Origin of the sequence: Bacillus sp. 166amftsu (assembly GCF_900107445.1) — a bacterium.
Taxonomy (GTDB): Bacteria; Bacillota; Bacilli; order Bacillales; family Bacillaceae_G; genus Bacillus_A; species Bacillus_A arachidis.
Genome location: NZ_FNQA01000002.1, coordinates 34,326 through 57,258 on the forward strand (window position 1 = coordinate 34,326; position 22,933 = coordinate 57,258).

Sequence of the window (22,933 nt, forward strand, 5' to 3'; positions counted from 1 at the left end):
GGAAGAGAACGGTTAAATTTATATATGAGGGTGAAAAAATGACACACATTTTATATGTTGAGGATGATCTTGAGATTGGGGAATGGGTCAAAAGGGAACTGCAAAAACAAGAGTATGAAGTTGCATGGTTTACTTCAGAGAATGGTGCCAATGAAGTATGTGAAATAGCAGATGTTATTGTTTTAGATGTTATGTTGCCAGGTCTTGATGGTTTTACACTTGGTCAACGTTTTAAAAGGGAATATCCAGATACCCCTATTATTATGCTAACTGCAAGAACAACATTAGAAGATAAAATATATGGATTAACATTTGCTGATGATTATATAACAAAGCCATTCCATCCAAAAGAGTTAATGGCACGTATTGAAGTTTTATTAAGGCGGTACAATAAAGATGGAGCAGAAGTGCAACATGTGAAACATTTAAAAGTATTTATGAAAGAATACCGGATTGTTGATACAGACAAGGGTGAAGAAATTGTTTTATCAGGAAAGCAGCATCAAATCTTTTTTTATTTGATAAAGAATATGAATCGTACATTAACGAAAGAACAAATTTTTGAAGCGGTATGGAATGAATCCTACATAGAAGGGGATAAATCATTGATGGTTCATATCCGTCATTTACGCGAAAAAATAGAAAGAAACCCTAGTAGCCCTCAAATAATAGAAACAATACGTGGGATAGGCTATCGGTGTAAAGTATGATAAAAAGTACATCATTATTACGAAAGTACCTATTTATCATATTTATAGCGATTATAATGTTACCTCTTATTGTCCCACTCAGTTCGTTTCTCTTTATTAAATATATAGAGTGGATAGAAGATTTTAAAGTTGCATATTCAAGTGTGCAAATAGAAGAGGAATGGAGAAATAAAGCGATAGATTTACACGAAAAAAATTCTGAAGGAATTGAGCGAACTTTTCGAGAGTTTCAAGAAAAATATCCAGAAGGATCAATGTTTTGGGTGGATAGTCAAGGGAAAACGAACCTTCAAATTCCTGAAAAACAAAATATTCCACAGGAGTGGAGTGCAAGTGATGCAGTTGCGTTTATGAAAAGGAGTTTTGAAGGGGATCCATTTACAGTTGTATCTTACATTGGAAAAGAGAAACAAGGGGCGTTTATGGTATTTCAAATTCTGAGGAAATATGTGAAAGCACCAATTACTCAAATACGTGAAAGATATGAAATTGTTTTTAGAATGGTTATTATTGGATGTTTTACGATGTTTATCATTATCTCTATCATCTTTTTTCTTAAGATTAGAAAAAGATTATTAAAGCTACAAAAAGCAATGGAACTTCCTCATGACCAGACACTTCCGTCAAAAATTTCTATATCAAAGCAAGACGAGATCGGTTTATTAGAAGAGTCTTTTAATCGTATGGTAGAGGCTTTACTGCAAAGTCGATTGAAGGAGGAGGAAGAGGAACAATTTCGTAGAAAATTAATTGCCGATCTTTCTCATGATTTACGGACACCATTAACGATAATGCGTGCACAAATAGATTCATTGAAAGAAGAAGTGATTTCGGTAAAAGGGTATCAAACAATGATGTTAATGGACGAAAAAATAAATTATGTGGCAGAATTAATTGAGAATTTATTATCTTATTCTTTAATAACGGCAAAGAAATATCCATATCATCCAGAACGATCGGATATGACACGTTTAATGAGAAAGCTTGTTGCATCATGGTATGACATATTAGATGAGAAAGGTTTTGAGGTTGATATTGTGATTCCAGAAAAGCAATTGTTTTGGAACATCGATGAAAATTGGTTTCAAAGAATTATAGATAATATAATTCAAAATGTAGTTAGGCATGCAGCTGATGGGAAATTTATAGGAGTATATGTAAACCATGAGGAAAAAACAATTACAGTTGTTGACCATGGGCCAGGTTTTCAAAATACTCATTCGCCAAATAAAGGTGCGGGAATTGGATTATCCATTATTGCAGTTATGACGAAAGAGATGGATATTGAATGGGATATAAAGTCTGATGATACGGGAGTTAAGTATATATTTAAACAGTTGCTGTAAAAGGGAGAATACATATGAGAGAATTCCAGTTCACAAAACGAGTAAATAGAATGTTTCAAATTGCAAGCAAAGAATCTAAATATAATGAATACATCATTCGTCCGTTAGATTTATTTATAGGAGCGTATAAAGAAGGAACAGGGGTTTGTAGTGAATTATATATGTATTTATTTCATAATATAGGGCTAGATTTTGTAACGGAATTTGTACAATTACAACAGGCGGGCTTTCAGGATAAAAGATATATAGAAGTACAAGGATACAAAGTTTCTTATAAAACAATGGAGATATTACAATTAGCTAAACATAAGATGGCGCGATTTAATCAATTATATCTGAATGAAGGACATATTTTAAGCGTGATCCTTCAGCAAGATGAGACAATTGCAAGTCTAATAGACGAAGATATGAAACAAAGTATTTTACAGATTGTTTCAGTACCAAGAGATATGACTGTAAATTTGAATAGTTATGAAATACCAACAAGTATGAAACATGCCTTTTGCAATGTTAGACGAGTTGTTCAATCTGATTTAGAAGAACTTCTTCAATTTGTTATGTTTGAATTTGGAGAAAGATGGATTGATGCAATTCATAATGGTTTTCAAATATATCAAGAAATTCCAATGTATATCGCAGTGCAAGAGAAAAAGATTATTGGTTTTGCTTGTTATGATGTTGTAAGAGGAAAGAAGGGGCTGTTTGGACCGATGGGAATCGCTAAAAATAATCGTGTAAATGGTGTAGGAAGAGAACTATTACATAGATGCTTGGCTGAAATGAAGCAAATTGGTTATGAATATGCAGTGATTGGTCAGGCAGGTCCGATTGAGTTTTACGAGGAGAGTTGTGATGCGCAAGTAATACATATTATATAGAGATTACTTTGAGTAGAAATGTTACAGAAGCAATAGGAGGGTTGTTTATTGTTCTTACATGTTATTGCAGTTTTTGAATAAGATTTAATCAAAATCCTATAGTGAAAATGCAGGATTTTTCTTATTAAGCTGAACTGCTAGTTTATTTCAATAACGTATATGTTCTTTTGAATCGTATTGCTAAACTTTTTCAGTAGAAAGGTGTAGAATGGGTATCTAAGAAAGAAGGTGCGAAAATGGCCAGCTGGAAAAGAAATTTAATGATTTGTTGGCTTGGTTGTTTTACTACGGCGGCAGGTATGAGCTTAGTGATACCATTCTTATCCTTTTATATTGAGGATCTAGGCGTAACGGGAACATCTGAAATTGCACAGTGGTCAGGAATTGCATTTGGTGTAACATTTTTAATGGGCGCAATTGTATCGCCGATATGGGGGAAACTCGGTGATATACATGGCCGGAAATTGATGCTTATTCGTGCGAGTCTTGGTATGGCGATGATTATGACGCTTATGGGATTTGTTACAAATGTATATCAATTAGTTGCACTTCGTTTTTTTATGGGGGCAGTGTCAGGATTTCTTTCGACTGCAATCACATTTATAGCAGCAGAAACACCGAAAGAGCATTCAGGTTGGGCAATTTCTACTATATCAACCGGTGGTGTAAGTGGTTCCTTACTTGGCCCGATGCTTGGTGGCTATTTGTCTGAATTAATCGGAATGCGTCATGTATTTTTAGTAACGGGTGCTTTTTTATTTCTTTCATTCTTAATTGTTTTTTTCTTTTTACATGAATCGAATCATTCTGTTCAAGCAAAAAAAGAGCAACCAAAAAAAGTATGGACGATGGTCCCGGCGAAACATTTTATTATAAGCCTATTTGTAGCAACTTTTATGATTCAACTTGCAAATATGTCCATACAACCTATTATTACGTTGTATGTGAAACATTTAGCGGGTCCTCATATGGATCATATTGAGATAATTGCGGGGGCGGTGATATCTGCAACAGGTCTAGCAGTCATTTTAGCAGCTCCTAAACTCGGAAGATTATCGGATCATATTGGCCCTCAAAAAACGTTAATTGTAGCATTGTGCGTCGCAGGAATTGTTTTTATTCCACAAGCGTTTGTGACAGCTGCTTGGCAATTATTAATATTGCGTTTTCTATTAGGGATTGCACAAGCTGGATTGTTACCTTCCGTACAAACCCTACTTAAACAACATACACCACAACATGTGACTGGACGTATTTTTGGATATAATCAATCCTTTCAGTTTTTAGGAAATATGATTGGACCAGTACTCGGAGGACAGATTGCCGCACATGCTGGATTTCAATATGTATTCTTCTCTACAGCATCGCTTTTATTCTTGGCTTGCATTTGGGTATATTTTAATAGTAAAAGCGCAATGGAATCAGAAAAAGAGCATTTGGAAGCTAGTTAATAGGGTGAATTATAAAGGTTGTAAAGATTGAATAAAAAGGATGAAGTGAACGGTGCTTCATCCTTTTTGTTTTAAATTAATTAAAACTGAAAGCAAAGATAACTTAATGTTCCAAGTTCATAGCTACGATGAATCACTTTACCTTCAGTGTTCCCACTTCCCATAGCAATGAAAAGTGGGACAAAGTGCTCTGCTCTTGGAACGGCTAAACGTGCGTGAGGAGCAGCGGTTTCCCAGTTACACAATGAATCTTTATCGTTATTTTGCATATGTTTTATAATCCAGTCATCAAATTCAACAGCCCAACTTTCAGGCGTTGTTTGATCCCATTTGAGTGCACGTAAATTATGCACAGTAACACCGCTGCCGATTACTAAAATATCCTCTTGTCCAAGTCCTTGAATTGCCTGTCCAATTTCATATTGCTTTTTTGCGGGAAGGAATGGATTTACTGAAACTTGAACGACAGGTATATCAGCTTTTGGATACATACGATGTAATAGTGTCCATGAACCATGATCTAACCCTCGAGTTGTATCTTTGTGAACTGGAATCCCCTTATGTTTAAATTTTGTTTCGAGCATTGTTGCGATGGCTGAAGAACCTTTTGCTTTATATTGTATTTCATATAATTCGGGAGGGAATCCGCCGAAATCATAAATTGTTTCATATTCATCATCTGAAGATGAGATGGTTAATACTTCAGTTTCCCAGTGTGCTGTAAAAATAAAAATTGCTTTTGGTTTATATGTTTCTCCAAGTGTTTTTAGAAAACGTGTATAGTCTGTATCTTGAATAGCAAGCATTGGTGAGCCGTGTGCTAAAAATAATGATGGTATCATAATGGTTCCCTCCTAGAAATATAATTTGAGGATTCGTTTAGAAAATACAGTGTTTGTCATTACGAAAACAATTGCATATAATACATAGTAAGAATAATGAATACTCATTCATTTTATAAAAATATACATAATGGATTTGGAGGGTGTGAAAATGAACATACAGGAAAGCTTTGTTACGGTATTGGATGGATCGGAAATTTATTTACGTAAGTGGCTACCGGAAAGTGAAATTCGTGGAATTGTACAGATTGCACATGGTATGACGGAACATGCTGGTGTCTATACAGAGTATATTGATGCTTTATTGAAGGCTGGTTATGGTGTGTATGCTCATGATCACCGGGGACATGGAAAAACAGCAAAACAAGAAGAGGATTACGGCCATTTTGAACCGAATATTGGCTGGGATCAAGCTGTTTCTGACATAATCTTTTTATCGGAACTTATTCGTAATGAACATAATTGTCCGCTTTTTTTATTAGGACATAGTATGGGCTCTTTCTTATCTAGACGTGCTGTGCAACTTCGTGGTGAACTCTATGATGGATTCCTTATTTCTGGGACAGGTGGAAATCCTGGGTTTTTAGGTGTAGTAGGTCATAAAGTGGCAACAGTTGAAATGAAGCTACGTGGTGCAAAAACAAAAAGTCCAATGTTAAACTTTTTATCATTTGGAAATTTTAATTCGAACTTTAAACCGAATCGTACAAAGTTTGATTGGCTTTCTTCAGATACAAATCAAGTTGATAGATACATAGAAGATCCATTATGTGGTTTTATTTGTTCAACAAGTTTTTATCGTGAATTATTTAACGGTGTGCTTGAAGTGAATAAACTAGAGGAATATAAAAAAACACCTAAAGACCTTCCAATACACATTTTTTCTGGAGATCGTGATCCGGTGGGCGACATGGGGAAAGGTGTAAGAGAGGTGTACGATATGTATAAAAAATGCGGTGTGAAAGATGTAACACTTCGTTTATATGAAAATGGAAGGCACGAAATGTTTCATGAAGTGAATAGGGATGAAGTATTTCAAGATTTGATAGCTTGGTTAAATGAACATAATGCATAAAATAAAAGTCTCACTTTTTGTAGAAGTGAGACTTTTATTTTAAGAAATTGGAGGGGAATCGTGAGTGAGTTTATAAATGTAGAATATATAGAAAGAGATTTTCAAGACATAGCTACAAAAGGAGAGGGAGAAATGAAAGTAAGGGAAGCGTTATTAAACGAAGCAAATGAATTAAGTGAACTAGCACTAAATTCAAAAGCAACTTGGGATTACAGCGAAGAATTTATATTAGCATGTAAGGAAGATTTAACAATTACAGAAGCGTATATTGTCAATAACTACGTATATGTTTTAGAAAATCAAGGAGTAAAAATTGGTTTTTTCTCGTTTTTGCGTAAAGAAGAGGATGCTCTTGATTTCTTATATTTACATCCAAATTATAAGGGGAAAGGTTATGGGAAACTTTTATGGCAAAGTGTTGTAGAAAGAGCAGCTAACTTGGGAATTAAGAGATTTACAATTGATAGTGATCCAAATGCAAAAGGGTATTATATGAAAATGGGCGCAAAATTAATCGGTGAGACACCTTCAACTGTTTTTAAAGATCGGATTTTGCCACTTTTACAATATGATGTATAGAATCGATATTACATAGGGGATGCTGAGAAAATGAATGAGTTAAAGTTTGCAGAGGTGTACGAAATCTTAAAAAAGTCGTGGTCAATTGAAACAAGCTCAAAGTGGACGATAGAAAATCCAGCAAAAGGGCAATGCGGTGTAACAGCACTTGTTATACACGATTTGTTTGGAGAAGAAATAAAGAAGACGCAAGTTGACGAAGTTTGGCATTTTTACAATATGATAAATGGCAAACGATATGATTTTACATCATCACAATTTTTTGAAGAGATAACTTATATGGACATTCCTTCTAATAGAGAAGAAGCATTTGCAGACACAAATGAAAGGCAATATTATACTTTAAAACAAAAAGTGCATATCTTTATGCAATAGAATTTGTCTGAAGTGAAATATCTTTTGACTCTCAATGTTTAATAAGTTACTATAATGGTGGTAACTTATCAAAAAGGAATATACTTTATAGAGTTGAGAGGGGAAAAACTTTTGAAAACAGCTTATGTAAGCGCTGCGATTGCAACGCTAAATGAACAGAATGAAGTGTTACGAAACGGATATATCATCGTAGAAGATGATAAGATTATAGAAGTACAAAATGGAGAATTTTCTAATCAGGATCAAGTGGATGAAGTAATCGATTTAAAAGGAAAGTGGTTATTGCCAGGTCTTGTGAATACGCATACACATGTTGTAATGACTCTTTTACGTGGCATTGGTGATGATATGTTGCTCCAGCCATGGCTTGAAACAAGAATTTGGCCACTGGAAAGTCAATTTACTCCAGAACTTGCTGTTGCGAGTACAGAACTTGGTTTATTAGAAATGGTGAAGAGTGGGACAACAACATTCTCTGATATGTTTAATCCGATTGGTGTAGATCAAGATACTATTATGGAAATGGTCCGTAAGAGTGGAATGCGTGCTGCAGTTTCAAGAACTTTATTTAGCTTTGGAACGAAAGAGGATGAGAAGAAAGCAATTCAAGATGCGGAGAAATATGTAAAACAATATTACAGTGAAGGCGACATGTTAACAACAATGATTGCCCCTCATAGTCCATATACATGTTCTACAGAAATGCTAGAAGAGTGTGCACGCATTGCGGTGGAAAATCAGACAATGGTTCACATCCATCTTTCGGAAACAGAGCGTGAAGTACGTGATATTGAAACGCAATATGGCAAACGTCCAGTAGAGTATGTGGCAAGTTGTGGTTTATTTCAGAGACCGACAGTTATTGCACACGGGGTTGTGCTAAATGAAAATGAGCGCGCTTTCTTAGCAGAACATGATGTTCGTGTTGCTCATAATCCTAATAGTAATTTGAAATTAGGATCTGGTATAGCAGATGTTAAGGCAATGTTAGAAGCGGGAATCAAAGTTGGTATTGCCACAGATAGTGTTGCATCTAACAATAACCTAGATATGTTTGAAGAGCTCCGCGTTGCCACTTTATTGCAAAAAGGTATCCATAAGGATGCAACTGCACTACCTGTTGAAACAGCTCTTTCATTAGCCACCAAAAGTGCGGCAGAAGTAATTGGAATGAAACAAACAGGTTCAATTGAGGTAGGGAAATGTGCCGACTTTATTACAATTGATCCATCCAATAAGCCGCATTTGCAACCAGCGGAAGAAGTATTGTCACACCTTGTTTATGCCGCGAGTGGGAAAGATATATCAGATGTTGTAATTAACGGAAAGCACATTGTGTGGAACGGTGAATGTAAAACATTAGATGAAGAGCGAATTATTTTTGAAGCGAGTCGTTATAAACGAGGGTTGAAGATGTAATTGAAATAGACAAATTGATAAAGAACGCTATCCTTTTTAATGAAATACAAGAGGAGAGCGTTTTTTTGTGAATTTTATGTGAAACGAATAAATATTCAACAGAATAACACGACTTTATACTAGTCTTTCTGCTATAATGTATAGCGTTTTATAATATTATTCGAATTTAAGGAGAAAAATTCATGAAGCAGAAAAAGAGCCGCTTACTAGCAATTACACTTGTCACATCTTTAATTTTATCGGCTTGTAGTAGTAAAGCGAATAAAGTTAATAAAGAGGATCAAAAACAAGTGTTAAACGTAACAGTATCAGAAGAAATCCCTTCTCTTGATACAGCCAAAGCGATGGATGGTACATCATCACATGTGATGCAAAATATATTTGAAGGGTTATATGTACTAGATAATCAAGATAACCCCGTACCTGGTGTGGCGAAGTCATTTGAGAAAAGTGAAGATGGGAAAAGATATACATTCCATTTGCGTAAAGATGCAAAATGGTCAAATGGTGAATCAGTAACAGCACATGATTTTACTTTTGCTTGGAAACGGACATTGAGTCCTGAAACAGCCTCTCAATATGCGTACATGTTATTTTATATAAAAAACGCACAAGAAATAAATAAAGGTACATTGGCTACTGATCGACTAGGAGTAAAGGCATTAGATAATTATACGCTAGAAGTACAGTTAGAACAGCCTGTTCCGTATTTACTGCAATTATTAGCATTGCCTATTTATTTACCACAGCATGAATCATTTGTGAAAGAACAAGGAAATCGTTATGGATTAGAGCCTAATAACCTAATATATAATGGAGCGTTTGTGTTAGAAAAATGGAAGCATGAACAAGAATTTCAATTAAAGAAAAATAATACTTACTGGGATAAAGGGAAAGTGAAGCTAGATGAAATAAACTTCCATATTGTAAAAGATACAATGACGGCTGTAAATTTATATGAATCTGGTACTCTTGACCGTGTGCCTATTAATTCTATATTTGTAGAACGATACAAAAACAACAAGGAGCTACATGTGTCAAGTGAGTCAGCCATAGCGATGCTTCGACTTAATGAAAGAAATGCTTCACTAGCAAATAAAAAAGTTCGTCAATCTATTTCTTTAGCATTGAATAAAGAGGAATTTGTAAAGCACTTTATAAATAATGGTGCAACTCCTGCACAAGGTCTGATCCCAAAAGGATATAAGAATGAAGCAACTGGGAAGGATTTTAGAAAGGAGAATGGGAATATTGCTAGATATGATTTGCAAAAAGCAAAAAAACTTTGGACAGAAGCTAAAAAAGAGCTTGGCACAGAAAGTATTACAGTTGAGTTTCTGACATTTGAACAAGATAATGCAAAGCGTATAGCTGAATATATAAAAGAGGAACTCGAAAAGAATTTAGTAGGTTTAACAGTGCAGATTAAACAGCAACCATTTAAGCAAAAGTTACAGCTAGAACAAACAGGGCAATATGATATATCTATGGTAGTGTGGGGGCCAGATTATAAAGACCCGATAAGTTACTTAGAATTATTTATGACAAATAATTCTAATAATAAGATGGAGTACTCGAATTCTTATTATGATGATCTTATAAAGAAAGCAAAATATGATATTGTACAAGACCAACAGAAAAGATGGGAGACCTTACAAGAGGCAGAGCGAGTAGTCTTGGAAGATGCTGCAATTGCCCCGCTTTATCATACTGGTTCAGCATATATACAGAAGGAATATGTCAAAGGTATTGAGAAGCACCAATTTGGTGGGGTGTATACGTATAAACACGCTTTTATAGCTGAAAAATAATAAGGTGGAAAAGAGCTAATTACTTGATACAGAAGTATTAGCTCTTTTTTATATTTTAGTTAAAGTAAAAGAATTGTGTTATTCTTTCATAGTAGTAACACTAACATGCACCTCTTTGAAGAATTCGTTAGTAGATGACAAACAAGTAACAATGAATCATAATGAAAAAACTGAAGAATTAGATTTAATGTCTATTTTACCATTCGAGTATTAATAAATAGTTTTAGAAGTTAGTAATCACTAGTCTCTAAGAAAAAATTCATTTTCAAACATAGCGAATACACTTATTACATTGAAAATAAGCCTGCCTGTTGGAAAATCAGTATGGACCCTTTACACTCTTTTTAAATAGTGTTCTGATAGATTGTATCGTATATACTGTGGGATTGGAAAAACGGTCGAACCTTATAATGACAAGCGTATTAATATAAGGGATCCTGACGCAAGCCTATCAAGATAAGATTTTGAAGTGACCCCATTGCCATCAACCTAAAGAATTAAAATCCCCCCATAACGAAAATTCTATTCATTTGAAGTAGCCTTGCTCACCTAAATTTGATATTATGTTCAAGCGTAAAATACATAGGGGGGTAGGAATATGTAAAGACCAGTTGTTATTGAGGAGTATGCACCGGATTGGACACTACAATTTAAAGGAGAACAAAGGCTTCTAAAAGGTATAGTGAGAGCTAAGGCTATTATAATTGAACATATTGGAAATACATCTATTGAAGGATTAGGAGCTAAACCAATATTAGATATTATGATTGGAGTTCATAATTTCAAAGAAGTAGATAGTATTGCTCTTCAATCAACATTGAAAAACCTCGCAGTTGCTCTTTTTAGTTTTTTAAGAAGCAAAATGACATTCCACAGTTCAAACTTAAAAAGAATAAAGTTCAATCCTACACAACCAAACAAATAGAAATATTGCTATTGTTGAAAATGAAATCAAGTTATTAAAAATTGGTCTCGTTACATTTGTAAAGGATTAACGGGATTATTTTAGTAATTTACACAAGAAATAATTTCTTTTAAAGTAAATAGGAAAATATATTTTAAATAGAATGGATGGATTTTGACGTATATGAAAAATAATTCTCTTAAAGTTACCTTCGATAATCTGGAAGAGTTTGCTGATATAATCAGTGAGATACTGCAATGCCTCATTACAGTAGAAGATGTAAATCATCGTCTCCTTGCATATAGCACTCATGATGAAAGAACGGACTCTGTGAGAGTTGCGGCGTGTACCTGAAAAAGTAATTAATAACTTATGGAAAGAGGGGGGTATTCCTACTCTTTTAAAAAGTCGTGAACCTATTCACATAAACAAGATAGATAATATTGGCCTCGGTGACAGAGTTACGATTTCCATTTGGAATAAAGAGGACGTACTGGGATTCATTTGGGCTTTAGAAATCGAGCGCTCTTTAACTGAACAAGATTATATCTTGCTGAAAAAATCTGCTGAAGCTGTAAAAAGTAAGCTTCTTCAGCTCCAAACTCGAAAAAATAAAAAGGACGAATGTTCACAAGAGTTTTTTTGGAAGCTATTAACTAATCATATACAGACAAATGAGGAAATTATTAGAAACTTTCAAGTGCTTCATATTACTCCCGCTACTTTATTTAACGTTGTCGTATTTCATTTTGAACAAGAGATTACGAATGAAAAAGAAAAACAAATTTCTTATTTCTTAAAAACAAGTGAACATTTGAAAATTCTACTTTATACAATTGATTGTAACAAGTTAATTCTTCTTACTTCGTTAGATAATCTTAGTCAACCTTTTCATGAAATCAACAATTTCGTCGAAAGATTTGTTAACACGATGGAAAAACGATATGGAATTAAATCTATCAAACCAGCTTTTAGTAGTGTATATAGTGATTATCAAAAAATCAGTAAAGCTTATAAAGAAACATTAACCGTACTATCTATAAAGGAAAAATTCCCTTCCGACACAGTCAATATTCATAGCTATCAAAACATGGGGATTTATCAATTAATTGAACTGCTATTTGAGCAAAGAAAGCAGGAGGAGTATGAAAACCAAGCGTTGCAGAAGCTCCATGCGTACGATTGTAAATATAATAGTAATCTTGTTGAAACGTTGGAAATGTTTTTAAACAATGACAGTAATACCAGTGAAGTAGCTAAGGTTTTAAATGTTCACGTCAATACACTAAGCTATAGACTTAAAAGAATTTGTGAAATCAGTGAAATCGATTTAAAAGATCTGAATCAAAAAATGGTTCTATACTTGGATCTTAAGTTACAAAAGTTCATGTAACAGCATCCTTTTGTGAAATTCCACAAAAGGATGCTGTTTTTTTCTTTTTTTACACGATGAGAAATGATTCTAAGCACTTTATAATTATATTGAAATAAAATACCTTAAAAATTTTTAAGTTACATGATATGTATTATTAGCTAAAAGTGATTGGAGATATCATACACACTTATGCATGTGTGTGTGTATGTGTATGTTGATATAGAGATTTATCAAGAAAGGGATTTGATTCATGAGAAATTTTTGTAATATCAAAAAAATAATAATTGTATTGGTGGCAATTGTTGTAATAGCTGTTGGTTATTATATCTTTCAATCTATTAATTCACCTGCAAAAGCTGTGGCTAAGCAAGAGAATCCAGTGCAGCTAGCAAGTGAACAACCAAAAAACGAAATAAAGAAAGCAGCACCAAGTCGATTTAATGGTCAGGAGAGGAAAGTGGTTTATCTTACTTTTGATGATGGCCCAGGTAAATATACAGCTGAGTTGTTAAACATCCTAAAACAAAATGATGCGAAAGCAACATTTTTCTTGATTGGCAAAAATGTGAAGCAGTTTCCAGAATTAGTGAAACGAGAAAAGGAAGAAGGCCATTATGTGGGCATGCATAGCATGACACATAACTTTAAGAAATTATATACCGATGGTGAGTATGTAAATGAAATGAAAGAAGATCAAAATTTAATAGCAAATGTTATTGGAGAATCTCCGAAATTAACACGTCCACCGTACGGTTCAATGCCAGGGTTAAATGAAGCGCTTCGCAATAAGGTGGTAGAAGCTAATTTTAAAGTGTGGATTGGACAATTGACTCTTTAGATTGGAAGTATAATAAGATACCGGTTGATACTGCCTCAGCCCAAATTGTTCAAAATGTACTTGCAGGCGCGACGGAGTCACAAGAAGTCATTTTAATGCATGATATTCATCCACAATCTGTTGCAGCTGTACCGGCGATTATAAAAGGATTAAAAGAAAAAGGGTATGAATTTGAGCCTTATCATGAAAATGAACATTTCTCAGTTAACTTTTGGAAAGATAAACGTTTGTAGCACCGTAGGAGGAATTGACATTGTTTTATAAGAAAGTAGCATTAATAGGAGTACTAACAGTTGGATTGTTAGGAGGGTGTTTGGGTACAAATCCCGAAGAAAATTTATATGTAATTTTTGAAAATACGACAAAACAAGAAGAGTCATTATTTGGCGATATGCAAAAGTATACGAGAAAACAATGAAAAGATGGGTATTATTATGTTAACGGCACGTGTTCAAGAGAAAGACAAGGTACAAGGTTTGACAATTGGAGCAGATGATTACATTGAAAAACCATTTAGTACAGTTGAATTAGTAGCACGTGTACAATCGTTGCTAAGAAGAGTAAAAGAAAATAAACAAAATATGGAATCGATTCACTCGGAACCATTTCAATTAAATCTAATACAGGAAAAATTATACAGGGATGGAGTAGTAATTGATTTAACTCCAACAGAGTATATTATGTTACGGCATTTAATGGAAAACCTTAACAAACCTGTTTTACGTGATGAACTCTTAAATAAAATATGGGGTGTAAGCTATGTAGGGGACACAAAAGTAGTAGATGTGAATATAAGTCGTCTCCGTCAGAAGATAGAACCTAATCCTTCCGAACCTCAGTTTCTCCTAACGGTATGGGGAAAAGGGTATATGTGGAAAGGAAGTAGACAGTAAGCGGAAAATAAGTTTGTATGTTCACAAGTTAATAATCATTCACCGGGGGCGGGAATTGGATTAGCTATTGTGAAGAAAATTGTTGAATTGCATGAGGGGACTATACGCATTGTGAGTAAGAAAGAGATTGGCACAATGGTTTTGATAAAGATTCCACTATAATAAAATACGTAATATTTTTAAAAATGTCATATATAAATATTAAGATTTAATATAAAGAGGTTGCTAGGAGGTTTAATAAAATGAAACAAGTCAACTTAAATATGATCTTATTATTCATTCAATTATTTGCTTTAGTAACTAATCTATCTATTTGTTCCACAAGTATGCCATTTTTTCCTTGGTTTATTGAAAAAGGATTTGGGTGGTTTGGAATCTTTATTACGACCCCTGTTTTATTGATTATCGGTACAATTATGACATACCATGATAAAAAGAAAAGGTATTCTATCAAACAAATGAGACAAAGCGTTCCTTTCATTACCGTAATTTTTTTCATGTGTGTCTCCCTATTACCTTTGACCGATAGAATTGTTATAACGTCCTTTATAGTTAATTTGGGATTGGTTATCATAACAATTGTGTTTTTATCACAAGATATTTCTAAACGATATACTAACAGAGAATATAGACTTAAAAGAATGCGAATTCGACAAAATCGTTCTGATGTAAAGATAAAATAACTTACACTTTTGTTATTGTATGTTCCTGTGATTCATTTAATCTATTTTATTAAATTAAATTCTGAAAAACTAATAGAAGGAGAAAGCAGGAATGAAAACACGTATCAAGCAACTTAATGGTGGTGTAGGTAACCAAGAATGTATAAAGGAAATTGTAGAATTGTCTATAGAAACCGCAGAATGTGAACAGGATGAGAAAGCTATTCAAGAGCAAATAGAACAATAATTCAATCAAAATATGGCGTGGTTTTTGTAGCAATAAATGAAAACCACCAAGACATTGGCTATGGTAGTGCTTCTATGAAACAAGATTTAGTAAGCGATATGTTATATGGCCAAGAGGATGAAGTTTATGTAGGAACAGAATATCGAAGACAGAAAGTTGTTAAAAATTTAGTAAATGATTTAGTGAATTGGTTTAATCAACAAGATGATTCTATTCTCCCTGAATATGAACATCGACCTATACTAAAAGAAGTACAAGCTGTTGCTGGTTTAGATTTTTCTATGAATGGCTTATTAGTTGATAGTGAAGAATCTAAGTATTCCTTTGTTTATTTCACCAAGTAAAGTAATATTTTATCAGAATATTCTCACCTCTATTGAAGTTAAATGGTTTATAATGCAAGTTAGGTGCTGCAGTTACCTAAAAATCTATAAAGATGGAGGTTATATGGATGGCTTCAAAAAATGAGTTAAATCTCAAGCTATCATTAGAAGCGCAATTATCTTCTCCTATATTTAAACAGGAAGCATATGATATTTATAAAGAATTACGCGCACTTCACCCTGTGTATCCTTTATCTTCAGGAGAACAGAGTCAAAGTTGGCTTATTACGAGATACGAGGATGCAATCTCTTTATTAAAAGATGCAAAATTAATGAAGAATATTGAAAACGTATTCAGCAAAAAAGAAGAAGTGAACGTTCCTATTTCATTAGAGAATCGGGAATTATTAAGAAATCATATGCTGAATTCAGATCCCCCTGATCATAACCGTCTACGATTACTTGTTCAAAAGGCATTTACTCCCCGGATGATTTTACAACTTGAAGGCCAAATTCAACATATTGCTGATACTTTATTAAATAAATTAGAACTTAATCATTCTATAAAACTTGTAAGTGAGTATGCTTTCCCCTTACCTATAATGGTAATTAGTGAAATGTTAGGTGTTCCTCTTGAAGATCAACATAAATTTAGAGTTTGGTCACAGGCAATTATTGATACTCCACATACGTTAGAAGGCATGCAGAAAAACAATCAAAAATTAGGAGAATTTGCTGAATATATACAGCATTTAGTTTATAAAAAAAGAAAAACTCCTGCTGATGATTTAATCAGTGCACTAATACAGGCTGAAAGTGAAGGAACAAAATTAAATGCATCAGAGCTATACTCAACAATTACGTTACTTATTGTTGCCGGACATGAAACAACTGTAAATTTAATTGCAAATATGACTTTGGCGCTGCTAGAGCACCCAGTTCAACTACAAAAGCTTCGTCAAAACCCGGATTTAATGGATGTAGCAATTGAAGAGTCGCTACGATTTTACAGCCCCGTTGAATTAACTACTTTACGATGGACAGCAGAACCATTTACAATGCATGGCCAAGATATTCAATCAAAAGATAGAATTATTATATCATTAGCATCTTCTAATCGTGACGAAAAGATTTTTCAAAACGCGGATGTATTTGATATTACAAGAAAAAACAATCGTCATATTGCATTTGGCCATGGTAGCCACTTTTGTCTTGGTGCACCACTCGCTCGTTTAGAAGCAAAAATTGCAATTTCTACATTATTACACCGCATGCCAAATATACGGATACAAGGTGAAAGAAAGCAAGTAAGATGGAAAGAAAACTATCTAATGAGGTCGTTAGAAGAATTACCTCTAAAGTTTTAACAGATATAGTTATCAATTAAAAAGGTTATTAAAAAAGAAGTATTATTCTCTTTAGACAGACAGTAAAAAAGAGTTCATCTGGTATGCTAGATTCAGCACTGTTATATTTAAAAGTTACAAAAGGTTACAAATATAGTTTTGTAATTTACTTATCAAAAGTTAAATGATTTAATCAGAGGTGTAAGACCCCCATATTCTTTAAAGTGCTTATATAAAATGACGTAGAAAATTTTCTACGTCATTTTTAATTTTATCAGGATAGATTCCTAGTTCAACTGCACCACCCGATAAGAACTAAGTCTAATGTTGATTATTAACCATTAATACCTTTTTCTATTAAATAAGGTCTTTAAAAATTATAACTGTCATAATTTCTTTGCTGATAGGAAAAGTGAACGGTTGTTTATAAAGGTATCATTTTCTTTTTTTTGATATGGAGATTCCCTTTTGTGGGATTCCACAAAAGGATGATGCGTTTTTCCCCGTTCTTAACGATGAAAAAACATTTTGAACACTCTATACTCGGATTATAACAAAATAAATCAAAGGTTATTAAGGGGGAGAAATTCTAATGATTATCGGAGTACCGAAGGAAATAAAAAACAACGAAAATCGTGTAGCGCTTACGCATGCAGGAGCAATCTCATTTGTGAAGCAACCTCCCTTTAGGAGCAGATTTTGAGGGGGGGTTCATACAAAGGAGATGGGTACATGAAACGGAACAGTTATCGTGACACATGGGCAGAAATTTTATTGGACAACATTCATCACAATTTTTTACAATTCAGAGGATATGTAAAGGAACAAACAAAAATTATGGCTGTTGTCAAAGCGGACGGTTACGGACATGGCGCAGTTGAAATTGCGAAGCTCCTCATGCAGGCAGGGGCGGATTATTTGGCTGTTGCTTTTTTAGATGAGGCTCTGCAACTGCGGAATGCAGGTATTTCTCATCCGATTCTTGTTTTAGGGTATACGCCAGTGCGCTCGGTTAAAAAAGCCGTTTCGGAAGACATTGCGCTAACCGTATTCTCTCACGAAGTATTGGATGAAATTATCGTCCAATCTTCTGTATTACAAAAAACAGCTTCCATTCATTTGAAAATTGATACAGGTATGTCCAGAATCGGCATTACTTCTGCGAAAGAAGCTTTGGAACTTGCACAAAAGGCGGCTGCCTCTCCCTTTGCATATCTTGAAGGCATATTCACGCATTTTGCCAATGCGGACAGCAAAGACCCTACCTATACACTTATGCAGTTTCAGTGCTTTTTGGCTGTAATTGAATCTTTGAAAACACACAATATTCATGTACCAATCAGGCATTGTTGCAACAGTGCCGGCACAATGAATTTTCCTGACATGCATCTGGATATGGTACGAATCGGTATTGCTTTATATGGCTTATACCCTAATGAGACATTTAAAGGGCATTCTATCAAACTCAAGCAAGCCATAAATTTCAAAACGAAAATCGCAGCTCTGAAAACTATTCCTGCATTCCAGTCAATCAGCTACGGCTGGACTTATAGACCCGAAAAAGAAAGTCTTATCGCAACACTTCCACTCGGTTATGCGGATGGTCTTTCGCGACTGCTTTCAAACCAGGGAATGGTTTTAACGCATGAGCAGTTATCCCCTATTGTTGGGCGTGTATGCATGGATCAGTCGATGATTGAAGTGACGGATATTGAGGGCTGCCATGTTGGTGATGAAGTAACTATTTTTGGATATAATGGTTCTTCGTTTCAATCTGTAGACGAGATTGCAAGGTTGATAGGGACTATTAATTACGAAGTGGTTTGCTTGATTGGAAAGCGGGTGCCGAGAATTTATGTAAAGTCACAATAGCACAAACTCTTTGCAGCTAAAAACGTATTATGTTAGGCTTTTTTACGTCTTCTTTGTATACGTCAAAATCTTTTAGGAGGAGTCTTCTTGGCTAGATGATAAAAAGGATACCTTGTACGTTGAAAAACCGAAGTCTGAGCTAAGACTTCGGTTTCTTTTATATAGAGTATGAATGATTTCGATTCCTTTTATCGTACGTGAAACATCAACAGAAGGACTGAATCAACGATTTAATAAAGCAGCCGTCCAATTTTTACTATTGTATGTATCAAATATCAAGAAGTGCAGGGGGAATATTTTAAGATACACTTCATTTTAGACGAAGCCCAAAAAGGAAAGGACTTCGTAGAATGAAGTGTACAATGGGGGAGGGAAAACTCTTTGTAACAAGAAGGCTATGTTTCAAGGAATTTACCTCGATAAAAAATGATAACATAGAAATATGTATATTATATTTAAATATTTTAATTGTTACTATTTTGTTTACCTCCATACTGAAAACCGTGTGTTTCAATATAATTGTTGATGTTAATTGTAGTATTCTCTTATAACAGAAAATACATTCGAATCTTTCTTACTGTTTCTTGCAAGAATAAATCCTCTAAAAAACTTTAAGTTTTTAGAGAGGATTGGTATTCAAAAGGCACAAAAAAGGGGGGAGAACATTAAGAGATGATCAGCTATTCAATTGACTTATATAATCTTATTTTAAATCTAAACGAAGGAATTAATATATGTTATAAGAATGATTCATCCTTATATATTTGCTCTGCCAAATAAGTACTAAAAGTGAGCATTTCTTGTTACCAAAGGATACAAAATCTGTTGTATCAGATAATTGATGTCGTCCACGTAAGGAGAGTGAATCTAAATTTCCAATGGTAATCATTATCGATGGCAAGTACTACCATTTCACTGATGAAGGTGCTTTGCAACGATCAGCATGGAAAGGTGATTACTATTCTGATGATTCTGGAGTATTTGTTAAAGAAGATTTATGAGAAATGGATAGTAAAATTTGTTATTCCGAGAATTACAAGGTAAGTAAAAAGGAAATACGTATAGAAGATCAAGGTGTCATTCTTCACGCTTCCGACAAAGGTGCGCTTGAGAGAGTTTCTGATTTGAATGGGAAGGCACTAGGTCATCCTGCTATAGTTTGACTTGACGAGAAACAAATCGCTTTTGATAAAGACAGTTTTATTATAAAAACAGGGATTTCTAAGGTCATGGAGCGCACAATAGATGGAAATGAAGAAGCTGTACACAAATATTATAGCTTAGAGGATGGAGCTGGCTATACTGGTTGGAAAGTGATTGACGGGAAAAAATATCATTTCTCCAATGACTCACGCTATATTTTTGATGGTCATCAAAACATTGATGGGAAAATATATTATTATGAAGATAAAGGCGAAATGAAAAAAGGATGGCAACAAATTGATGGTAAGTGATATTACTTTGATGATTCTGGGGCAGCTAAAATAAGGTGGTTCAATTTATACAGATACCAGGGTTGAAATCGATAGAAAAACCTATACATTTGATAGCCATGAACACAAAGGTTATTAATATACAAAAAAGCCATGCATATGATAAAAAAGGGACAGATTGATTTACGGAATCAGTCTGTCCAAAATCAAAAAGAATTCATTCATCAAATGTTCGCACTTATAGCATAAAATATGATTCCACTAGGATTCTACTATTATCCCGTGTTCTTTTTCATAATTTTTGCACCAGAACCTTACAAAATGACGTAAACCACATGTTTAGAAAGATAAGCAGGGAGCCCGTTACTATGGCTCCTTCTGTTGCGGATGTAAAGGTGAACCGTATCATAAGTAATGTTTGTTCTGATTGTTTTTTGTCTTTATAATGGAACCTTCTTGCATGCTAAATCATCTTGAAAAACGATAGATCCATCAACCATCGTTAAGACTACTCGGACGTCTCGTATTTCTTCAACTGAGATTTCGAAGAGGTTTCTGTTTAACACCACAAGATCTGCCAGTTTTCCCACTTCAAGTGTGCCCAATTCCTCTTCTCTGAATGATCCATAGGCAGGGGATAACGTATAATCTCTCAAGACCTCGGATAGTGAGAGACGCTCCTGTGGATTCCATCCCTCTGTCGGTGAGCCATCATATCCGATTCTTGTTAGCGCACGATAAATGCCTAGCATCGGATTTAATTGCACAATTGGATAATCAGTACCAAAAGCCAACATTGCACCTGAATCCTTTAAAGTTTTCATTGCAAAAATAAAGGGCTCACGTTCTTTTCCAATACGTGAAACATAAGTCTTCCGTTGCTCCTTACCAAGACCCAAATGCTCTGGTTGCATGGATGCGATTACTCCGAGCTTTTGGAAACGAGCGATTTCATCCGGATGAATAACCTCCACATGTTCCACGCAATGCCTAGCATCTCGCTTACCATTCTTTTTTTGTGCTTCCTCAAAGGCATCTAAAGCTAGACGAATTGCACCGTCACCAATCGCATGAATACGAATTTGAAAGCCTTCTCGATCAGCCTCTACAATCCATTTCGTAATCGTATCTGGGGAAACAGCTGTTTCCCCAAAGGTTTCTGGTTTATCTGAATATGGTTCAACTAAATACGCGGTATAGCCGGTTATTACTCCATCAACAAACTGTTTGACCCCCGAGACTCGAAGCTTGTCTGATGCATAAGTATCACGCAATTGTTTCGCACGCTCTATATCATCATTTAAGGGAGGTGACAGATGAATCCGCGCAGTTAATTCGCCGTTTTTATCTAGATCACTAAACAATTCAAAATCCTGTAATTTTTCCATAGCAGGCGATCCATACAAATCGTTAACCGAAGTGACACCCAGCGAAGCTGCCTGTCCGAGAAAATTTTTCATCATTTTCATACGACGTTCCCTTGAAAAATTGAAAGCATGATTCGATACTAATGCAATCGCTGTCTCATACAAAATACCCGTTGGTTCTCCGTTTTCATCTTTTGCAATGATCCCGTAGGACGGATTATCTGTATTTCGATTAATACTCGCAATCTCAAGTGCTTTGCTGTTTACCCAGGCATAATGCCCTTCCATATGAAAGAGAATAGCAGGACGCTCTGGGAGTATGCGATCGAGTGCAGAACGATTTGGAAGCTTCTTGTTGTCCCAATTGCCCTGATCCCAAGAAAAACCAATAATCCATGGATCATCCGGCCTTGAATTGGTAAAATCAACTACCATTTTGAGCACATCTTCTTCTGAAGATGCATCAGCTAAAAAGACACTTTCTTCTGCAATACTTCCCATTAACATATGCAAGTGAAAATCATGAAAGCCAGCCATAATAAGTTGATCGGCATAATGAAATACTTTCGTGTCTGTTCCAATAAACGGGTTTATTTCTATTTCGGAACCAATGGCAGCAATCTTATTATTAATAATAGCGATATAAGCAGGGAAGGGCTTATCTGCAAGGCCTGTAAAAACAGCATTACTTGAGATAACAATGTCAGCTTTTTGATTTATATTCATTAGTAACCTCCTAGATATCTTAATATTCTGAATTTTATTCTTGTAAAATAAGCAGCAATCGCATATGACGCAAGATTGGATAACCGCACAGTGTACCATAAATCACAGATATTTAGGAAAAGTATACAGCTGTGATAAACGGATGCCGCACCTAATTTTACATTATTTTAACTTGATCTGATGGTTCATTTTATAATTCTTTTTCAAAAATTTTGGGCAGTCCCATTCACAAACAAGGCCTTTATCCAAAGAAACGACCCAGTCCTTTGTAATATGATACTTTTCTTCATTAACAGTAATAAACACCTCACCGTCTGTTACATAGAAAACTTCCTGCTCTTCTACATGCCAAGTTCCTTTACTAGGTTCGCCTATCCATGGCTCCCAAGTGTCCACACTTAATCTTTGGGCTTCTTCAGCTGTAATTTTTTTCGCGCAAAACATTCTCATCCTCTCTCTTT

The 22,933-nt window shown here is 34.7% G+C and carries 19 protein-coding genes and 7 pseudogenes; 23 read left to right on the plus strand and 3 right to left on the minus strand.

The window, feature by feature from the left end; genetic code table 11:
* Positions 1-38: 38 nt before the first annotated feature.
* The 4 genes from BLV40_RS06895 to BLV40_RS06910 all read left to right on the plus strand — a co-directional run bounded on the left by BLV40_RS06895 (position 39) and on the right by BLV40_RS06910 (position 4,385).
* Positions 39-710 (plus strand): response regulator transcription factor, encoded by a 672-nt coding sequence (locus BLV40_RS06895; protein ID WP_090688391.1) that lies wholly within the window; start codon positions 39-41, stop codon positions 708-710.
* The gene (locus BLV40_RS06900) at positions 707-2,056 is read left to right on the plus strand and encodes a sensor histidine kinase (RefSeq protein WP_244525343.1); all 1,350 of its coding nucleotides are present in this window, start codon (positions 707-709) and stop codon (positions 2,054-2,056) included. Before BLV40_RS06895 ends, BLV40_RS06900 begins: the two co-directional genes overlap by 4 nt.
* A gap of 14 nt (positions 2,057-2,070) precedes the next feature.
* Positions 2,071-2,934, plus strand: a complete 864-nt coding sequence (locus BLV40_RS06905) for a GNAT family N-acetyltransferase (protein ID WP_090688394.1) — start codon at positions 2,071-2,073, stop codon at positions 2,932-2,934.
* Positions 2,935-3,170: 236 nt separating this feature from the next.
* Entirely contained in the window at positions 3,171-4,385 is a 1,215-nt protein-coding gene (locus BLV40_RS06910; RefSeq protein ID WP_026592023.1) for a multidrug efflux MFS transporter, read from the plus strand.
* 80 nt (positions 4,386-4,465) lie between these two features.
* Here BLV40_RS06910 and BLV40_RS06915 read toward each other — a convergent pair whose 3' ends face one another.
* A complete protein-coding gene (locus BLV40_RS06915) occupies positions 4,466-5,227 on the minus strand; it encodes a DODA-type extradiol aromatic ring-opening family dioxygenase (protein ID WP_090688397.1) in 762 nt (253 codons plus the stop codon).
* A 151-nt stretch (positions 5,228-5,378) separates the two neighbouring features.
* On the opposite strand from BLV40_RS06915, the gene BLV40_RS06920 reads away from it, so the two are divergent.
* The 19 genes and pseudogenes from BLV40_RS06920 to BLV40_RS27860 form a co-directional block, all read left to right on the plus strand.
* Positions 5,379-6,302 carry an alpha/beta hydrolase gene (locus BLV40_RS06920; RefSeq protein ID WP_026592021.1) on the plus strand — a complete coding sequence of 308 codons (924 nt, stop codon included), beginning with the start codon at positions 5,379-5,381 and terminating at the stop codon, positions 6,300-6,302.
* 132 nt (positions 6,303-6,434) lie between these two features.
* The gene (locus tag BLV40_RS06925; RefSeq protein WP_090689922.1) at positions 6,435-6,881 is read left to right on the plus strand and encodes a GNAT family N-acetyltransferase; all 447 of its coding nucleotides are present in this window, start codon (positions 6,435-6,437) and stop codon (positions 6,879-6,881) included.
* Positions 6,882-6,911: 30 nt separating this feature from the next.
* Complete coding sequence (locus BLV40_RS06930; protein ID WP_026592019.1) at positions 6,912-7,256, plus strand: YunG family protein; 345 nt, start codon at positions 6,912-6,914, stop codon at positions 7,254-7,256.
* 93 nt (positions 7,257-7,349) lie between these two features.
* Complete coding sequence (locus BLV40_RS06935; RefSeq protein ID WP_170833634.1) at positions 7,350-8,675, plus strand: bifunctional S-methyl-5'-thioadenosine deaminase/S-adenosylhomocysteine deaminase; 1,326 nt, start codon at positions 7,350-7,352, stop codon at positions 8,673-8,675.
* 182 nt (positions 8,676-8,857) lie between these two features.
* Complete coding sequence (locus BLV40_RS06940) at positions 8,858-10,486, plus strand: peptide ABC transporter substrate-binding protein (RefSeq protein WP_090688404.1); 1,629 nt, start codon at positions 8,858-8,860, stop codon at positions 10,484-10,486.
* Between the two features lie 616 nt (positions 10,487-11,102).
* Positions 11,103-11,237: pseudogene (locus BLV40_RS29080) on the plus strand (GrpB family protein); the annotation flags it as partial.
* Between the two features lie 33 nt (positions 11,238-11,270).
* Positions 11,271-11,475: pseudogene (locus BLV40_RS29085) on the plus strand (IS200/IS605 family element RNA-guided endonuclease TnpB); the annotation flags it as partial.
* A 98-nt stretch (positions 11,476-11,573) separates the two neighbouring features.
* Positions 11,574-12,783, plus strand: a pseudogene (locus BLV40_RS06950) (helix-turn-helix domain-containing protein).
* 232 nt (positions 12,784-13,015) lie between these two features.
* Positions 13,016-13,836: pseudogene (locus BLV40_RS06955) on the plus strand (peptidoglycan-N-acetylglucosamine deacetylase).
* A 20-nt stretch (positions 13,837-13,856) separates the two neighbouring features.
* Positions 13,857-14,021 (plus strand): hypothetical protein, encoded by a 165-nt coding sequence (locus tag BLV40_RS28440; RefSeq protein WP_170833617.1) that lies wholly within the window; start codon positions 13,857-13,859, stop codon positions 14,019-14,021.
* A pseudogene (locus tag BLV40_RS06960) lies at positions 13,993-14,496 on the plus strand (response regulator transcription factor); the annotation flags it as partial. The gene BLV40_RS28440 and the pseudogene BLV40_RS06960, both read left to right, overlap by 29 nt.
* A gap of 24 nt (positions 14,497-14,520) precedes the next feature.
* Positions 14,521-14,658: pseudogene (locus BLV40_RS06965) on the plus strand (ATP-binding protein); the annotation flags it as partial.
* An 80-nt stretch (positions 14,659-14,738) separates the two neighbouring features.
* Entirely contained in the window at positions 14,739-15,179 is a 441-nt protein-coding gene (locus BLV40_RS06970) for a hypothetical protein (RefSeq protein WP_090688413.1), read from the plus strand.
* A 91-nt stretch (positions 15,180-15,270) separates the two neighbouring features.
* Positions 15,271-15,405, plus strand: a complete 135-nt coding sequence (locus BLV40_RS29600; protein WP_280138893.1) for a hypothetical protein — start codon at positions 15,271-15,273, stop codon at positions 15,403-15,405.
* Positions 15,406-15,422: 17 nt separating this feature from the next.
* Positions 15,423-15,749: a hypothetical protein gene (locus BLV40_RS29090; protein ID WP_244525344.1), complete on the plus strand. Its 327-nt coding sequence runs from the start codon at positions 15,423-15,425 to the stop codon at positions 15,747-15,749.
* Between the two features lie 107 nt (positions 15,750-15,856).
* A complete protein-coding gene (locus BLV40_RS06980; RefSeq protein WP_090688414.1) occupies positions 15,857-17,095 on the plus strand; it encodes a cytochrome P450 family protein in 1,239 nt (412 codons plus the stop codon).
* Positions 17,096-17,806: 711 nt separating this feature from the next.
* The gene (gene alr, locus BLV40_RS06985) at positions 17,807-18,946 is read left to right on the plus strand and encodes an alanine racemase (protein ID WP_090688417.1); all 1,140 of its coding nucleotides are present in this window, start codon (positions 17,807-17,809) and stop codon (positions 18,944-18,946) included.
* Between the two features lie 1,229 nt (positions 18,947-20,175).
* On the plus strand, positions 20,176-20,400 hold the full coding sequence (locus BLV40_RS06990; RefSeq protein ID WP_090688420.1) for a hypothetical protein: 225 nt from the start codon (positions 20,176-20,178) through the stop codon (positions 20,398-20,400).
* A 126-nt stretch (positions 20,401-20,526) separates the two neighbouring features.
* Positions 20,527-20,628, plus strand: a pseudogene (locus tag BLV40_RS27860) (IS6 family transposase); the annotation flags it as partial.
* Between the two features lie 191 nt (positions 20,629-20,819).
* Here the strand turns inward: BLV40_RS27860 and BLV40_RS06995 are convergent.
* Positions 20,820-22,571, minus strand: coding sequence for an amidohydrolase (locus tag BLV40_RS06995; RefSeq protein WP_348519726.1), 1,752 nt, complete (start codon positions 22,569-22,571; stop codon positions 20,820-20,822).
* 63 nt (positions 22,572-22,634) lie between these two features.
* The gene (locus BLV40_RS07000; RefSeq protein ID WP_090688427.1) at positions 22,635-22,916 is read right to left on the minus strand and encodes a cupin domain-containing protein; all 282 of its coding nucleotides are present in this window, start codon (positions 22,914-22,916) and stop codon (positions 22,635-22,637) included.
* Positions 22,917-22,933 lie beyond the last annotated feature (17 nt).

Excerpts from the sequence above, each read along its gene's own strand:
- BLV40_RS06895 (WP_090688391.1), top strand. The coding sequence starts at position 39 with ATGACACACATTTTATATGTTGAGGATGATCTTGAGATTGGGGAATGG.
- BLV40_RS06900 (WP_244525343.1), top strand. The coding sequence starts at position 707 with ATGATAAAAAGTACATCATTATTACGAAAGTACCTATTTATCATATTT.
- BLV40_RS06905 (WP_090688394.1), top strand. The coding sequence starts at position 2,071 with ATGAGAGAATTCCAGTTCACAAAACGAGTAAATAGAATGTTTCAAATT.
- BLV40_RS06910 (WP_026592023.1), top strand. The coding sequence starts at position 3,171 with ATGGCCAGCTGGAAAAGAAATTTAATGATTTGTTGGCTTGGTTGTTTT.
- BLV40_RS06915 (WP_090688397.1), bottom strand. The coding sequence starts at position 5,227 with ATGATACCATCATTATTTTTAGCACACGGCTCACCAATGCTTGCTATT.
- BLV40_RS06920 (WP_026592021.1), top strand. The coding sequence starts at position 5,379 with ATGAACATACAGGAAAGCTTTGTTACGGTATTGGATGGATCGGAAATT.
- BLV40_RS06925 (WP_090689922.1), top strand. The coding sequence starts at position 6,435 with ATGAAAGTAAGGGAAGCGTTATTAAACGAAGCAAATGAATTAAGTGAA.
- BLV40_RS06930 (WP_026592019.1), top strand. The coding sequence starts at position 6,912 with ATGAATGAGTTAAAGTTTGCAGAGGTGTACGAAATCTTAAAAAAGTCG.
- BLV40_RS06940 (WP_090688404.1), top strand. The coding sequence starts at position 8,858 with ATGAAGCAGAAAAAGAGCCGCTTACTAGCAATTACACTTGTCACATCT.
- BLV40_RS06970 (WP_090688413.1), top strand. The coding sequence starts at position 14,739 with ATGAAACAAGTCAACTTAAATATGATCTTATTATTCATTCAATTATTT.
- BLV40_RS29600 (WP_280138893.1), top strand. The coding sequence starts at position 15,271 with ATGAAAACACGTATCAAGCAACTTAATGGTGGTGTAGGTAACCAAGAA.
- BLV40_RS06980 (WP_090688414.1), top strand. The coding sequence starts at position 15,857 with ATGGCTTCAAAAAATGAGTTAAATCTCAAGCTATCATTAGAAGCGCAA.
- alr (WP_090688417.1), top strand. The coding sequence starts at position 17,807 with ATGAAACGGAACAGTTATCGTGACACATGGGCAGAAATTTTATTGGAC.
- BLV40_RS06990 (WP_090688420.1), top strand. The coding sequence starts at position 20,176 with ATGGAGCGCACAATAGATGGAAATGAAGAAGCTGTACACAAATATTAT.
- BLV40_RS06995 (WP_348519726.1), bottom strand. The coding sequence starts at position 22,571 with ATGGTACACTGTGCGGTTATCCAATCTTGCGTCATATGCGATTGCTGC.
- BLV40_RS07000 (WP_090688427.1), bottom strand. The coding sequence starts at position 22,916 with ATGTTTTGCGCGAAAAAAATTACAGCTGAAGAAGCCCAAAGATTAAGT.